Raw genomic sequence first — 13,680 nt, forward strand, 5'->3', positions numbered from 1 at the left:
CGCGGCAACCAGGCAGCACAAGGCAACCAGGCAGCACAAGGCAACCAGGCAGCACAAGGCAACCAGGCAGCACAAGGCAATCAGGCAGCGCAAGGCGATCAGTTCGCGCATGGCGATCAGGCCGCGCTGTGCGGCGACGCAGTCGGTGAGGCCGTCAGGTCGCGGAGCGGGGAAGCGTAAAGGTGATGAAGCAGACGCGGTGCTCCTCGCGCGAGCGGATCATGCGCTGCGCGCACGCCGAGCGATTAATACGGCATCGGTCCTTCGGCTCTCGCTTGCTTGAGCGCACGCGCGTACCAGAAGAGCTCCGCCAGAAAACGTTCGAGCGAGCGCGATACCCAGTCCGCGCTCGGCATACCCTGCTCGTCGAGCGTGCTCGCGATCTTCGGGATCGGCATCAGGCTCGGAATGCTCGACATGCCAATCTCGGCCAGCATCGCGCGCAATTGCACCGCGGCACGCACGCCGCCGTACGCGCCGGCCGAATAGCAGACGATTGCCGACGGACGCCAGAAATATTCCTCGAGGAAATGGTCGAGCAGATTCGAGAGCGCGGGCGGAATGCTGTGGTTGTACTCGCCGCTGACGATCACGAACCCGTCGGCGCGACGATACAGCGCGGCCAGCGCCTCAAGCTTCGGCGGCGCTTCGCCCGGCTTGTATTCCTTGTACATCCGGTCGAGCAGCGGAAGCGCGAGTTCGAGCGGATCGACGAGCACGGCCTCGTGCCCGTGCGCTTCGAGTGCGCGCACCACGAGCCGCGCGGCGCGGATGCCCTGCCGATCTCGGCGAACCGAGCCGAGCAGGACGGGAAAAGTCAGGCGCTGCGGCGTGTCGCTCATCGAAAACACCTCGCTTCAGGTTGCCGGCACGGTGTGCCGAACACGGTGCCGCCCGGTGTACCGCACGCGTCGAAGTCGCTCGATCTTGGCGCGTACGTCGAGCGAGCCCGTGCATGACGCGACGCCCCGCGCGCGCCTGCCGATTCGTGCGCTAGCCTTGTTGAAGCCGCTCGATCTGTGCCGGTGTGTCGGGCGCGCCCATCCGTGCCGCCGCCGCGGCCGCGTCGTGCCCGCCCGCATCCTGCGCACGCACGTCCGCGCCATGCGCGACCAGATAGTCGACGATCTCCGTGCGATTAAACATCGCGGCGATCATCAGCGCAGTCCGCCCGTCCGGCGACGCGCCTTCGACGTCGGCACGATACTCGACGAGCAGCTCGATCATCGGCAACTGCCCCTTGAACGCAGCGCCCGCGATGGGCGTCTGTCCGAGGGTGTTGCGCAAATCGGGATCGGCGCCGCGTTCGAGCAGGAGGCGCGCCGCGTCGAGGTGTCCGTGATAGCTCGCGAGCATCAGCAAGCTGTCGCCTTTTTCGTTGCGCAGATTCGGCGGCAGGCCCTGGTCGAGCAAGAAGCCGAGCGCCGAGGCGTCGCCCGCGCGAGCCAGATCGAACACGCGGGTCGCGAATTCGCGTGTCGCGTCGTCGAGTTCGGGGCGCGTGTCCGCGTCGGTCGGGTTCGGATGAGTATGCATCGGGCAGTTCCTCGAATGGGCTCGGCGCGCGCCGCATGCCGGGTGATCACGCGCGTGGGCCGGTCAATGTCGTTTCAATGTCGTTTAAATCGGGGGCCGGACCGTGTCGGTATGGCATGGCGCCATTGTCCATGGCGACTCGGCCCTGTCCATTTGCATATGCGTATCGGCCCGATAGTTAGGGCAGGCACGAGCGGGGACAAGCGTGCACAACCGGGACAAGCGAAGCAATAGAGGCGAGCGGATCGGCCGACGCAAAGGGAACCCGGCGAGACGGGCGAGACCGGAGCCAAGCGGGGGCACGACGACGCGGGGGCGCCAAAGTGCGAGCGTGAGGACGCAAGGGCTCAAGGGCGCGTGCCTGCGTCCCCGCAACGGTCTTCAGAGCATCGACTTCGCTTGCGAGAGCACCTTGTCGCAGACCTGTTTGGTCGCTTCGGCCTTGAGGCCGCCGCCGCTCAGATCGAGCTGCTTGCCGCTGCTGCTCGTGAGCAAGCCCTTTGCGCCGTCGGTGTATCCCGAATCCGAGCTCGGCGAGCCCTTGCTCGACAGCTTGGACATGAGTTGATCCTTGACCCCCGACGCGTCGCCGCCGCCGAGATAGTTGTTCTTGATGCAGAACTCGAGGACGCCCGTCGCGTTGCCGAGGCTCCCCGAACTCACGTTGCCGAGCCCGCCGAGACTGCTGAGGCTTCCGAGACTGCCGGTCGAAGAACCCGTGCTGCCCGTCGCGCCGTTCAACATATTGCCGAGTTGCGCGTGCGCGAGCACAGGCGGCAAGCACAACGCGATCGAGAGGACGGTCCGTATTGCGCGGTGAGAACGGAAATTCATATCGGCGCTCCGCGGGGTCGGTGGGACGAGTCTTCAATATAGGCCGTGATCCGGCGGCGCGGGAGCGTCAATGACTGCGTTCGTTTGCGCGCACGGGGTCTCGGGGCGGCAGCCGCGCGTGCCGTCGCTCGAACGCGAGACCGTATCGTCGCGCGCGACAGGCCGTACGCCGCGCTTAAGCCTGCCGAACGGGCCGCTTCGCGCCGCGCATGCGCGCGACCGAATGGCGTTCGGAGACGGAGACCGGAAACGCGCGCGTCACGGGCAATTCGCCGCCATAGCACGCGTTGATGAGCCAGCGCACCGCGTTGGCGGTCATTTCTTCCATCGGGATATGGACCGAGGTCAGCGTCGGCGCGGTATGCGCGGCCGCGTCGACGTCGTCGTAGCCGATGATCGACAGATCGTTCGGCACCGAGATCCCCGTATGCCGCAGGTATGACAACGCGCCGATCGCCATATCGTCATTCGCGCAGAACAGGCCTGTGAAATCGCGGCCCTGATCGAGCAGCGCCTTCATCGCGCGCCAGCCGCCATCGGGCGTGAAGTTGCTCTCGACGCGCTTGACGTCGGCCGGATCGATGCCGTGCTCCGCGACGACGCTCAGGAATCCCGCGATCCGTTCGAGGTTGTCGGGCGCGGTCGCGGGCCCCGCGATGACCGCGAGGTTCCGATGGCCGTTGTCGAGCAGCGTCTGCGCCGCGAGCTCGCCGCCGCAGCGGTGATCGACCGAAAAGCACGCGTCGCCCATCGCCTCGGACGCGCGATTGAGCACCACGAGCTTCGGCATGCGCTGCCGAATGCGGATCAGATCGTCGTCGCGGAGTTCGTGGCTGATCACGACGATGCCGTCGCAATCGCGCGAGATCAGGAAATCGATCGCGTCGAGCGCCTGCTCGCGGCCGTTGCTGTCGCCGCTGCCGTCGCCGCTGCCGTTCGCGACGACCATATGCCGGTGCACCGCGCGCAGCTCGTTGTCGGTCGTTTCGAGAATCGTGCCGTAGAAGTTGCCGCGAAACGACGGCACGAACAGGCCGATCATGCCGAGCGACTGCTTCGAGAGCGCGCGGCCGATCGACGAAGGACGGAAATCGAGCGCGGCGATCGCGGCATGCACGCGAGCGGCGGCCTCGGGTGACACCGAACCCTTGCCCGAAATCGTGCGCGAAGCCGTGCCGACGCCTACGCCGGCCAGTTTCGCGACATCCTTGATCGTTGCCACGCGCGCTCCCCTGTGCTTGTCCCGGCTGCGTCGAGCGCCCGTGCGCCGGACAAAATTCGGCGATTATAGGGCGTTCACCGCACGCCTCTAGTCAGAAATAAATAGTCAGGTCGCGCCCGATCGGCGCAGCGCGCGTGCGGCGCTGCGCACCGACGGCCGCTCGGCGGCCGCGATGCGGAGTCCCACCGGGGCGATTCGCGTCGAACCGCCCCGCGCGTCAGATGCGTTGGCCGCTGGCTTGATCGAACAGCGAGATATTGCGCGGATCGATCGTGAAGCCGATCGACTCGTCGAGCCGCGCCGTTTCGGTTTCGCCCGCGATCGACGAGAACGTCTTGCCCGCGTAATCGAACCAGACGACGTGGTGATTGCCCATCGGCTCGATCAGCGACACCGTGCCGCGATATTTCGCGTCGCCGAGCGCGACGTGCAGATCCTCGGGACGCACGCCCGCGGTCACCGTCGCGCCGAGCGCCGGCTCGCGCGCGAACGCGTAGTGCGACACGTCGATGGCGATGTCGCCCGAGCGGAACACATAGCCGTTGCCGCCGCGTTCAAGCTTGCCTTCGAGGAAGTTCATGCCCGGCGAGCCGAGGAAGCCCGCGACGAACAGGTTCGCCGGCTTCTCGTAGACCGCCGCGGGCGCGCCGATCTGCTGGATCACGCCGCCGCGCATGACGGCGATGCGCGTCGCGAGCGTCATCGCTTCGACCTGATCGTGCGTCACGTAGATCATCGTCGAGCCGAGCGTCTTGTGAAGCTGCTTGAGCTCGCGGCGCAGTTCCGTACGCAGTTTCGCGTCGAGGTTCGAGAGCGGTTCGTCGAACAGGAACACGTCGGCTTCGCGCACGATCGCGCGGCCGATCGCGACGCGCTGACGCTGACCGCCCGACAGTTGCGCGGGCTTGCGCTTGAGCAGCGGCTCGAGATGGAGGATCTCGGCCGCGCGTTTGACGCGGCGCTCGATCTCGGGCTTCGGCGTGCCGTTGATGCGCAGGCCGAACGACATATTGCGCTCGACGTTCATCGTCGGGTACAGCGCATACGACTGGAACACGAGACCGATCTGGCGATCCTTCGGATCGGCCCAGGTCATGTCCTTGCCGCCGATTTCGATCGTGCCGTCGGTCGCGTCGATCAGACCCGCGATGCTGTGCAGCAGCGTCGACTTGCCGCAGCCCGACGGGCCGAGCAGCACGACGAATTCCCCTTCCTCGACGTCGAGGTTGAGCTTCTCGATGATCGCATTGCCACCGAGGACGATATCCAGATTACGAACGGAAACGTTAGACATGTTCTAGCCCTTGACTGCGCCGGAGGCGATGCCGCGAACAAACCAGCGGCCGGAAATCAGGTAAATCAGCAGCGGCACTGCCGACGTCAGGATGGTCGCGGCCATGTTGACGTTGTAGAGCCGTTCGCCGGTCGTCGTATTGATGATGTTGTTGAGCTGCACGGTCATCGGCAGGTTGTCCTGACCGGCGAACACGAGGCCCAGAATGAAGTCGTTCCAGATGCCCGTGACCTGCATGATGATCGCGACGATGATGATCGGCGTCGACATCGGCAGCATCAGTTGCAGGAAGATCCGGAAGAACCCGCCGCCGTCGATGCGCGCGGCCTTGAACAGCTCGCCCGGAATCGTCGCGTAGTAGTTGCGGAACATCAGCGTCATGATCGGCATGCCGAACACCGTGTGGATGATCACGATGCCGGGCAGCGAGCTGAACAGATGCACGGTCGCGAGCACGCGGACCATCGGATAGATCATGACCTGCAGCGGGATGAACGCGCCCATGAGCAGGATGCCGAACAGGATGTTCGCGGCCTTCGTGCGCCAGAACGACAGTGCATAACCGTTGAGCGCGCCGAAGAAGATCGACAGGATCGTGCTCGGAATCACGATCTTGACCGAGTTGATGAAGCCCACGCGAATCCCGTTGCACGCGAGACCCGTACAGGCCTCGGTCCACGCGGAGACCCACGGCGCGACCGTCAGATGCATCGGCAGCGCGAACAGATTGCCGAGACGGATCTCGTCCATCGTCTTGAGCGAGGTCGTGACCATCACGTACAGCGGCACGAGGAACACGATGGCCGCGGTCACGAGGAACGCATAGATGCCCAGGCGCGCGGGCGTGAACGCCGGCTTGTGACGGCGCGCGGCGCGCTTCGCGGGGTGAGGCGCGGCGGTCGCGCCCGGCACGGCGGCCTGACTCAGTTTGATATCTTCCATTACGCCCCCCTGACGGCCAATGCGCGATGACGCGCGTAGAGGATCGGTGCGACGAGCGCGGCTACCGTGAGCAGCATGACGATCGAAGCGGCCGATGCGAGGCCGAGATTGGCGCGGCCGAACAGGTAATCCATGATGAATTTCGCGGGCACTTCGCTGGCCGTACCCGGGCCGCCCTGCGTCATCGCGACGACGGCGTCGAACAGCTTGATCACGGCGACGAACAGCAGCACGAACGCGGTCGCGAACGACGGCGCGAGCATCGGCAGCACGATGCTCAGATAGACGCGCCAGCGCGGAATGCCGTCGATGCGCGCGGCCTTCCAGATTTCTTCGTCGACGCCGCGCAGGCCCGCGAGCAGCAGCGCCATGACGAGACCGGAGGCCTGCCAGACCGTGGCCATCACGATCGTGTACATGACCTTGTCCTGGCTGATGATCCAGTCGAATTGAAAACTCGTGAAGCCGAGCTTCTGGATCACGGACTGCAGCCCCAGCGTGGGGTTCAGCATCCATTGCCAGACGAGCCCGGTCGCGACGAACGACATCGCGTACGGGTACAGGAAGATCGTGCGCAGCACGCCTTCGCCGGTCACTTTCTGATCGATGAAGACGGCGAGCAGGAACCCGATGATCATGCAGGCAAGAATGAACAAGATGCCGTAGACGACCAGATGCTGCAGCGACACGATCCAGCGATCGTTATTGAACAACCGCACGTATTGGGTCAGCCCGACGAAGTTGTTCGACGGGAATGTACGTGAACTGCTCATGGAGATTTTTGCACTCCATACCATCGTGCCGAGATAGACGAACACGACAGTCAGGGCCATCGGTATCAGCGCCAGGTAGGCCGTCCACGGATAACGCTGTCGGCGAGGCTTTTTGGCCACAACTTCCTCCAGGTCAAACCAATTCAGTCAAACGAGAACGGCCAGCCGGAGTCCTGTCGGCTGGCCGCTGGGCGCTGCCCGACAGGGCAGCATCCATACTACGCCAGAGCGCGATTACGCACCCTTCATCGCGCTCACAAAGGCCTTCTGGGCGTCGTCAACCGACTCGTTCTTGTTCCAGAAGTTCGTGATCACGTCCTGCAGCGCGCCGTTCAGATCCGGTGCGACCAGCATTTCGGCGTTCGGCAGTTGACGCGACTTGTCCTTCATCGCTTCGATCCCTTCCTGCGCGCACACGTCGAGCTTCGACGCGTCGACGTCCGTACGAATCGGGATCGAGCCCTTCTTCGCGCTGAACGCGACTTGCGGTCCCGGCGACGTCATGACCGTGGCGAGCAAGTGCTGAGCCTTGAGCGCGTCGGCGTTATCCGTCTTCGGGAACACGAACACGTCGCCGGCCACGATGTACGGCGCCTTCGGACCGAAGCCCGGCAAGCAGCCATAGTCCTTGCCGGCCGATTGGTTCGCGGCGATGAATTCGCCCTTCGCCCAGTCGCCCATGATCTGCACGCCCGCCTTGCCTTGAATCAGCAGCGCGGTCGCGTCGTTCCAGTTACGGCCCGGCGAACCTGCGTCGACGTAGTCATGCAGCTTCTTGTACTGCGCGAGCACGTTCTTGAATGCCGGCGAGCTGGCGGCCGCGATGTCCTTGTCGCGGTAGACCTTGAGGTACAGGTCCGTGCCGCCGACGTCCGCGAGGACGGCGTCGAACGTGAGCTTTTCTTGCCACGGCTGGCCGCCGAGCGCGAGACCCGTCAGGCCCGCAGCCTTGAGCTTGCCGAGGTCGGCGATGAGTTCGTCGTAGTTCTTCGGATCGCTCGTGATGCCGGCCTTCGCGAACGCGGGCTTCGAGTAGAAGATCCAGGCCGGCATGTGGATATCGACCGGCGCCGCGTACCAGTGGCCCTTGACCTTGATGCTGTCGATGACCGGTTGCGGAAGGATCTTGTCCCAGTTTTCCTTCGCTGCGACGTCATCGATGTTGTTCAGCAGACCTTGATCGATGATGTCGTGGAACTGCTTCGACGTGTTGAATTGAGCAGCCGTGGGAGGATCGCCACCGATGATGCGGTTAATGGCGGCCGCGCGAGCCTGTTCGCCGCCGGCGATGGCCTGATCGACCCAGACGCCGCCTGCCTTGTTGTAGGCGTCCGCGAATTGCTTGATGGCTGCCGATTCGCCACCCGACGTCCACCAGTGGATGACCTGCGCCTTTTCGCCGTCGGCATGGGCCACGGCTGCGCCGAGCACCAGTGCGACGCTGGCGGCGATTTTCGTCAGCTTTGCTGCTTTGACCATGTAGACCTCCTCCGTTGTAGACCGCTCGCTGATGGGCGCCGAGCCCGCCGCGAGCGTGTGGTTGCTGCTCTCTTTACTGCGGTTTTCAGCTCCGGGCCTTGCGATCAGCCAGGAACTGGGCAATTTGCAGCGCGCTGCGCTTGGGCGTGCGCTTCTGCGTCGTGTAGTCGACGTGGACGATGCCGAAGCGGCGCTCATAGCCGAACGCCCATTCGAAGTTGTCCATCAGCGACCAGATGAAATAGCCGCGGATGTCCACGCCGGCCTTCGCGGCGTTGTCGAGCGCGGCGAGGTGGCGGTTCAGGAACGAGATGCGCTGGTTGTCGACGACTTCGCCGTTGACGACTTCGTCATCCGACGCCATGCCGTTTTCGGTGATGTAGATCGGGGGCAGGTTCGGATACGTCTTGTGGAAGCCGATCAGCAGATCCTGCAGCCCTTGCGGGTAGACTTCCCAGCCCATCTGCGTGCGCTCGACGTTGGCCGGCGGCGCTTCGACGAAGCCGTGCGCGCCGTCGCTCTTCACGTTCGTGCGGAAGTAGTAGTTGATGCCGAGGAAATCGAGCTTCGCGCCGATGATCTCCAGGTCGCCTTCGAGCACGAGCGGCTCGCATCCGGGCCACAGTTCCCAGAGATCCTTCGGGTAGGCCTTGTTGAGCAGCGGGCCGAGCACCCATGCGTTGTGCTGGACTTCGAACAGGTGCGCCGCGCGCTGGTCGGCCGCGCTGTCCGAATCGGCCGTGCCGCGGCCGACGTTCGCGACGATGCCGACGCCCGCGTCCGGATCGTTCGTGCGCAGGACTGCGACAGCCAGGCCGTGGCCGAGCAGCAGATGGTGCATCGCGGTCGGCGCGTAGCGCAGCGTCGCGAGGCCCGGGGCGTGGTGACCGTTCGCGTAGCCGAGGAAGGCCGAGCACCACGGTTCGTTGAGCGTCATCCACGCGTCGACCTTGCCCTTGAGCGCGCGGCTGATCACGTCGGCGTACTCGGCGAAGCGATACGCGGTGTCGCGGTTGAGCCAGCCGCCGCGGTCTTCGAGGTACTGCGGCAGGTCCCAGTGATAAAGCGTCGCGTAGACCTTGATGCCCTTCGCGCGCAGCGCGTCGGCCAGGTTCACGTAGAAGTCGATGCCCTTCTGGTTCGGCGTGCCGTCGGCGTGCATCACGCGCGGCCACGCGATCGACAGGCGATAGCCGTCGACGTTCAGCGACTTGAGGAGTTCGACGTCTTCTTGCCAGCGGTTGTAGTGATCACACGCGAATTCGCCCGTGTCGCCCGCGAGCACCTTGCCCGGCGTGGCCGAGAACGTGTCCCAGATCGACGGGATGCGGCCGTCGGCGTGAATCGCGCCTTCGATCTGATACGAGGCCGTTGCGGTGCCGAGCAAGAAGTCCTTGCGCCACAAGATCGAATCGGAAGGCGGAGAGAACGTCTGATCACCAGCGTTCGAGGCATACGGCGCGTCGTTGAACACAAACACTCCTACGGTGTGAATATTTCAGAAATAAAGAATTGGAAACGGTTCCAATCAAGTTCGCGAAATGTAGCAGTCGTCCGTTCGTCGCGGGAATAGGGGTTTCTACAGGGGGAGGTCAGGGCTACGCCCGTCAGCCGGCCATCGGCGGGGCGCGGGCGCGGCGCAAGCGGGAAAATGCCTAGATCGGCCGATTGTAGTTTCAGTACAGCGGCGGGCGTCGACGGTGCCGCGGGACGGATTCGCGCAGGCACGGCGATGCTTCACCGTTGGGCGGGCGGCCGAGGCGCGTGGGTGGGCCGACGTCGTGTCGAGGTGCCGAAGCGGCCGCGTGCGCCGCCTCGGTATCGATAGCTCTCAGCGTGTTTGCGGTGCGCAGGCGGGATCGGAGTCAGCGCCGGCGGGGGTGTCGTCGCGCGTGAGCGGCGGCGTTTGGCCGACGACGCGCGCGCCGACGGCCGCGATCGCGCACGCCGCGGCGAGCAGCAGCACGAAGGCGACGCGGATGCCGAGCATGTCGGCACAGAATCCGATGATCGGCGGGCCGATCAGAAAGCCTGCATAGCCTGCGGTGGCCGTCATCGAGACGCCGATGGCCGGCGTTGCGCCCGCGCGTCCGGCCGCGCTGAAGATGATCGGCACGAGGTTCGAGAGGCCCACGCCGATCAGCACGTAGCCCGCGCAGGCGACCGGCACGACGGGCACACCGATGACGACCAGAAAGCCCAGCGCGGCGAGGCCGCCGCCGACCCACATCGTGCGTTGCTGGCCGAGCCGGCGCACGATGAGGTCGCCGACGAGCCGGCACGCGGTCATCGCGAACGCGAACGAGGCATAGCCCATCGCGGCTTGCGCCGCGGTGCCATGCGTGATCGTGCGCAGATAGACGCCGCTCCAGTCGGTGACCGAGCCTTCGGTCACCATCGACAGGAACGCGACCGCGCCGAGCAGCAGCAACAGGCGGTTGCGGAACGTGAACGGCACTTTTTCATGATGCACGCGCGGGGCTTCGAAGCCCGGCCGCAGGCCGATCGCCGCGCTCGCGACGACGATCGCGGCCGACACGAGGGCCGGCAGCGCGAGCCCCGCGCCGACCGAGTATCCCGATTTGGCGATAAAGCCGCCGAATGCCGCGCCGAGCAGGCCGCCAAAGCTCCATGCCGCGTGGAATGACGACATGATCGGCTGGCCCCAGCGCGTTTCGATATAGCTCGCATGACCGTTCATCAGCACGTCCATCGAACCGTTGGACATGCCGAGGAAGAACAGGCCGAGCATCGTGATCGGCAGCGAAGGCGCGTAGCCGGGCAGGCCGAGCAGCACGACGAACGCGCACGACGCGATCAAGGTGGAGCGCGGCGTGCCGAGCCGCAACGCGACGCGCCCGGCCATCGGCATCGCGAGAATCGCACCGGCGGCGAACGAGAGCAGGGCGATGCCGAGCAGTGTGTCGGAGAGTCCGAGATGTTCCTTGATGCGCGGAATTTCGGCGGCCCATGCGCCGATGCCGAGTCCGTTCGCGAAGAATGCGCCGATCGTCGCGATGCGCTCGCGCAGCGGCGTGGTGGGCGTTGCGAAGGGGGAGGTCGTGGCGGCGCCGCGAGCGGACTGGGGCTCGGTCATGCTGTCTCCGTCAGGCGAATCGTGGGAATGGACGTCGGCGCATGTTATCGCATCGAAAGCTCGCATCGGCGGCGCGGCGAGCGCGCGCTCGCGTCGTTCGGATCGCGCGGCGGCCTGCGCGATGACCACATTCGCCCGACTACTTGGCATGCGGCGCGGCACGGGGTCGAGCGTGCGCAAACGGTTTCGCTCGGGGCGCGCGCGTTGGACGGTGTCGCGCGCGGGATGACGTTTTTTCGCGGATGTCGCGAAAAAACCGCAGGGGCGGGGCGTTCGGAACGCGGCGCGCGGCCTGTACCGCGCGACAAGGCGCCTGATAGAATGGCCCGCAGCGGTTCATCGTCCTATTCAAGAACAACTCACGCAAAGCCACCGGATCCATAGCATGCGCGTTTTCTGGAAGTGCGTGATTCCAATGGTGTTGGTCGGCGTGGCCGGTGTCGCGCACGCGACCAAGTGGGTTCGTCTGTCGGCGGCGCCCGATTTGTCGTTTTCGGTCGATACGGACAGTGTGATGAAGGACGAGGACGGGTATATCAACTACCTGACGCTCACGACGTGGAAGGACCCGGCCAATCCGCCGGGCGCGACGGCGCCGGTTGCGTCGGCGGTCACGCGCTACAAGATGGATTGCTCACGCCGCCAATCGATGGCGATCGACGCGCATTACGTCGGCGCTGACGGTTCGCCGGCCGGCGTGCACAGTTTTCCGCCGAATGCATGGACGCCGGTTGCGCCGGGGACCGTCGTCGACGCGATCTATTCGAAGATTTGTTGACGCAGATGGGGACGTACGTCTCGGCGGCCGCCGCTCGGCGCGGACCGCACGCTTGCGGCACGGGACGCCGCGTGACCGTCATCCGAATTCGCTTGATGTGCGTGCGCCATGGCAGTCAGGATTTCCGGACCCTATAAGGGCTTCTACATCACGGTCGAGGCGACGCCGTCGCCCGACCTGCGCCCGCGCGACGCGCGTCCGGCGTTTGCCGCGACGACCTATATCTATCGGCATGCGCCGAGCGGCGACGGGCGCGGCATCAAGGTCGAGGTGAGTCCGGGGCGGCGTTTCGCGAGCGTCGCGGACGCGTTCGTCGTCGGCGAGACGTTTGCCCACGCGCAAATCGACGAGATCGAGGTCTGAACGGACCGCTTCACGGCGGGATGCTCGGCGTCTTCATGTGAGGCGAGGGCGCGACCGCAGGCGCGTCAAGCCGATGGGAGGCGATGCCCGTTGCTCTCCGTTTCCGTCCGGCCCTAAGCCGGTGTCCAACGCCGAAAGCCCGAGGCCGACACTGACAACCAAAGCCCAAAGCCCAAAGCCCAAAGCCCAAAGCCCAAAGCCCAAAGCCCAAAGCCCAAAGCCCAAAGCCCGAAAGCCCGAAAGCCCGAAAGCCCGACGGCTCGAACGTTCCAAGCTCGAAGCCGGAGAGCGGACCCTGGGTCTAAGCGGCGTAGGCCATCCCGCGGTCGTCGCGTTGCTGGAAGTGCTCGATCGCGAACTCGACGAACGACCGCGTCTTAGCCGACAAGTGGCGGCGTCCCGGATAGACGATCGAGACCTCGCTGCATGCGTCGGTCGGCCGGAACGCGGGGAGCACGCGCGTCAACGCGCCGCTCTCGATATCGGCGCTCACGAGCGACTCGGGCACGAGGGCGATGCCCATGCCCGCGAGCGCGGCATGCCGGATCATCGTCGCATCGTTCGACGCGTAGTCCAGTTCGAGCGTGACCTGCTTTGCCGTGCCGTGCGGCCCCTCGAACGACCAGACGTTGTCGCGCAGCGTGCTCGTGGGCCCGAGGATCGCGTGTTCGAGCAGCGCCTCGGGCATATCGGGCCGTTCGCGCATGGCGAGATAGTGCGGGGCCGCGACGATCGTGCCGTGGATCGTGAGCAGCGGCCGGTGCACGAGGCTGCCCGTGGTCACGAGTTCGGGCGAGACGATGCCCGCGTCATAGCCTTCCTCGACGAGATCCACGCGACGATTGAGCAAGGTCACGTGCAGCCGCACGTCGGGATAGTGCGCGCGGTAGGCCGAGAACATCGGCGTCAGGCCGCCGAGCGAAAACGAGGTCGAGGCGACGATGCGCAGCGTGCCCGACGGCGTCGTCGCGGCGTTGCCGATCGACGACTCGATCTCGTCGATGCGCGCGAGCACTTCGCGACAGCCTTGCGCGTATTCGCGGCCGGCCTCGGTCAAGGAAACGGAGCGTGTGGTCCGGTTGAGCAGCCGCGCCGTGAGATGCGTTTCAAGCAGCGCGACATAGCGCGTGACCGCCGCATTCGAGATATCGAGGCTCGCCGCGGCACGGCCAAAACTGCCTGTCTCGGAAACGCGCAGGAATACACGCATCGCTTGCAACACATTCATCGGTCGAACTCCTACGCGGCACCGCTTCGAATACGGCGCGCAGATCGCCGAATGATGCCGGGTCGCGAAAATCGAGATGTTCAGGACATTCCGAAAGTTGCGTAGGATTCGCGCACGCCAGACGATGTAGCGAT

Annotated in this window: 13 protein-coding genes; 2 read left to right on the plus strand and 11 right to left on the minus strand. The window is 65.3% G+C overall.

Annotation, left to right across the window (positions count from 1 at the left end):
• Positions 1-245 precede the first annotated feature (245 nt).
• From D7S86_RS02860 to D7S86_RS02905, 10 genes are all read right to left on the minus strand, one after another.
• A complete protein-coding gene (locus D7S86_RS02860; RefSeq protein WP_121084239.1) occupies positions 246-842 on the minus strand; it encodes an NADPH-dependent FMN reductase in 597 nt (198 codons plus the stop codon).
• A 151-nt stretch (positions 843-993) separates the two neighbouring features.
• Positions 994-1,536, minus strand: coding sequence for an ankyrin repeat domain-containing protein (locus tag D7S86_RS02865; RefSeq protein WP_121083203.1), 543 nt, complete (start codon positions 1,534-1,536; stop codon positions 994-996).
• 381 nt (positions 1,537-1,917) lie between these two features.
• Positions 1,918-2,370 carry a DUF2501 domain-containing protein gene (locus tag D7S86_RS02870; RefSeq protein ID WP_121083206.1) on the minus strand — a complete coding sequence of 151 codons (453 nt, stop codon included), beginning with the start codon at positions 2,368-2,370 and terminating at the stop codon, positions 1,918-1,920.
• A 175-nt stretch (positions 2,371-2,545) separates the two neighbouring features.
• Positions 2,546-3,592, minus strand: a complete 1,047-nt coding sequence (locus D7S86_RS02875; RefSeq protein ID WP_121083209.1) for a LacI family DNA-binding transcriptional regulator — start codon at positions 3,590-3,592, stop codon at positions 2,546-2,548.
• Positions 3,593-3,809: 217 nt separating this feature from the next.
• Positions 3,810-4,886: an ABC transporter ATP-binding protein gene (locus tag D7S86_RS02880; protein ID WP_121083212.1), complete on the minus strand. Its 1,077-nt coding sequence runs from the start codon at positions 4,884-4,886 to the stop codon at positions 3,810-3,812.
• A gap of 3 nt (positions 4,887-4,889) precedes the next feature.
• Positions 4,890-5,828, minus strand: coding sequence for a carbohydrate ABC transporter permease (locus tag D7S86_RS02885; RefSeq protein ID WP_121083215.1), 939 nt, complete (start codon positions 5,826-5,828; stop codon positions 4,890-4,892).
• Positions 5,828-6,661, minus strand: a complete 834-nt coding sequence (locus D7S86_RS02890; RefSeq protein WP_121083218.1) for a carbohydrate ABC transporter permease — start codon at positions 6,659-6,661, stop codon at positions 5,828-5,830. Before D7S86_RS02890 ends, D7S86_RS02885 begins: the two co-directional genes overlap by 1 nt.
• A 174-nt stretch (positions 6,662-6,835) precedes the next feature.
• The gene (locus D7S86_RS02895) at positions 6,836-8,080 is read right to left on the minus strand and encodes an ABC transporter substrate-binding protein (RefSeq protein WP_121083221.1); all 1,245 of its coding nucleotides are present in this window, start codon (positions 8,078-8,080) and stop codon (positions 6,836-6,838) included.
• 85 nt (positions 8,081-8,165) lie between these two features.
• The gene (locus tag D7S86_RS02900; protein WP_121084241.1) at positions 8,166-9,554 is read right to left on the minus strand and encodes a GH1 family beta-glucosidase; all 1,389 of its coding nucleotides are present in this window, start codon (positions 9,552-9,554) and stop codon (positions 8,166-8,168) included.
• A gap of 357 nt (positions 9,555-9,911) precedes the next feature.
• Complete coding sequence (locus D7S86_RS02905; protein WP_121083224.1) at positions 9,912-11,177, minus strand: MFS transporter; 1,266 nt, start codon at positions 11,175-11,177, stop codon at positions 9,912-9,914.
• A 385-nt stretch (positions 11,178-11,562) separates the two neighbouring features.
• On the opposite strand from D7S86_RS02905, the gene D7S86_RS02915 reads away from it, so the two are divergent.
• Complete coding sequence (locus D7S86_RS02915; RefSeq protein WP_147432206.1) at positions 11,563-11,955, plus strand: surface-adhesin E family protein; 393 nt, start codon at positions 11,563-11,565, stop codon at positions 11,953-11,955.
• A gap of 108 nt (positions 11,956-12,063) precedes the next feature.
• Positions 12,064-12,318, plus strand: a complete 255-nt coding sequence (locus tag D7S86_RS02920) for a hypothetical protein (RefSeq protein ID WP_121083232.1) — start codon at positions 12,064-12,066, stop codon at positions 12,316-12,318.
• A 301-nt stretch (positions 12,319-12,619) separates the two neighbouring features.
• On the opposite strand, the gene D7S86_RS02925 is transcribed toward D7S86_RS02920, so the two are convergent.
• Complete coding sequence (locus tag D7S86_RS02925; RefSeq protein WP_121083235.1) at positions 12,620-13,546, minus strand: LysR family transcriptional regulator; 927 nt, start codon at positions 13,544-13,546, stop codon at positions 12,620-12,622.
• Positions 13,547-13,680: the final 134 nt, after the last annotated feature.

Origin of the sequence: Pararobbsia silviterrae, assembly GCF_003628125.1 — a bacterium.
GTDB classification, from domain to species: Bacteria; Pseudomonadota; Gammaproteobacteria; order Burkholderiales; family Burkholderiaceae; genus Pararobbsia; species Pararobbsia silviterrae.

What these genes read in the sequence shown, in the direction of transcription:
- D7S86_RS02890 (WP_121083218.1), bottom strand. Translation starts at nt 6,661, where the DNA reads ATGGCCCTGACTGTCGTGTTCGTCTATCTCGGCACGATGGTATGGAGT.
- D7S86_RS02860 (WP_121084239.1), bottom strand. Translation starts at nt 842, where the DNA reads ATGAGCGACACGCCGCAGCGCCTGACTTTTCCCGTCCTGCTCGGCTCG.
- D7S86_RS02880 (WP_121083212.1), bottom strand. Translation starts at nt 4,886, where the DNA reads ATGTCTAACGTTTCCGTTCGTAATCTGGATATCGTCCTCGGTGGCAAT.
- D7S86_RS02885 (WP_121083215.1), bottom strand. Translation starts at nt 5,828, where the DNA reads ATGGAAGATATCAAACTGAGTCAGGCCGCCGTGCCGGGCGCGACCGCC.
- D7S86_RS02920 (WP_121083232.1), top strand. Translation starts at nt 12,064, where the DNA reads ATGGCAGTCAGGATTTCCGGACCCTATAAGGGCTTCTACATCACGGTC.
- D7S86_RS02895 (WP_121083221.1), bottom strand. Translation starts at nt 8,080, where the DNA reads ATGGTCAAAGCAGCAAAGCTGACGAAAATCGCCGCCAGCGTCGCACTG.
- D7S86_RS02865 (WP_121083203.1), bottom strand. Translation starts at nt 1,536, where the DNA reads ATGCATACTCATCCGAACCCGACCGACGCGGACACGCGCCCCGAACTC.
- D7S86_RS02915 (WP_147432206.1), top strand. Translation starts at nt 11,563, where the DNA reads ATGCGCGTTTTCTGGAAGTGCGTGATTCCAATGGTGTTGGTCGGCGTG.
- D7S86_RS02905 (WP_121083224.1), bottom strand. Translation starts at nt 11,177, where the DNA reads ATGACCGAGCCCCAGTCCGCTCGCGGCGCCGCCACGACCTCCCCCTTC.
- D7S86_RS02925 (WP_121083235.1), bottom strand. Translation starts at nt 13,546, where the DNA reads ATGAATGTGTTGCAAGCGATGCGTGTATTCCTGCGCGTTTCCGAGACA.
- D7S86_RS02870 (WP_121083206.1), bottom strand. Translation starts at nt 2,370, where the DNA reads ATGAATTTCCGTTCTCACCGCGCAATACGGACCGTCCTCTCGATCGCG.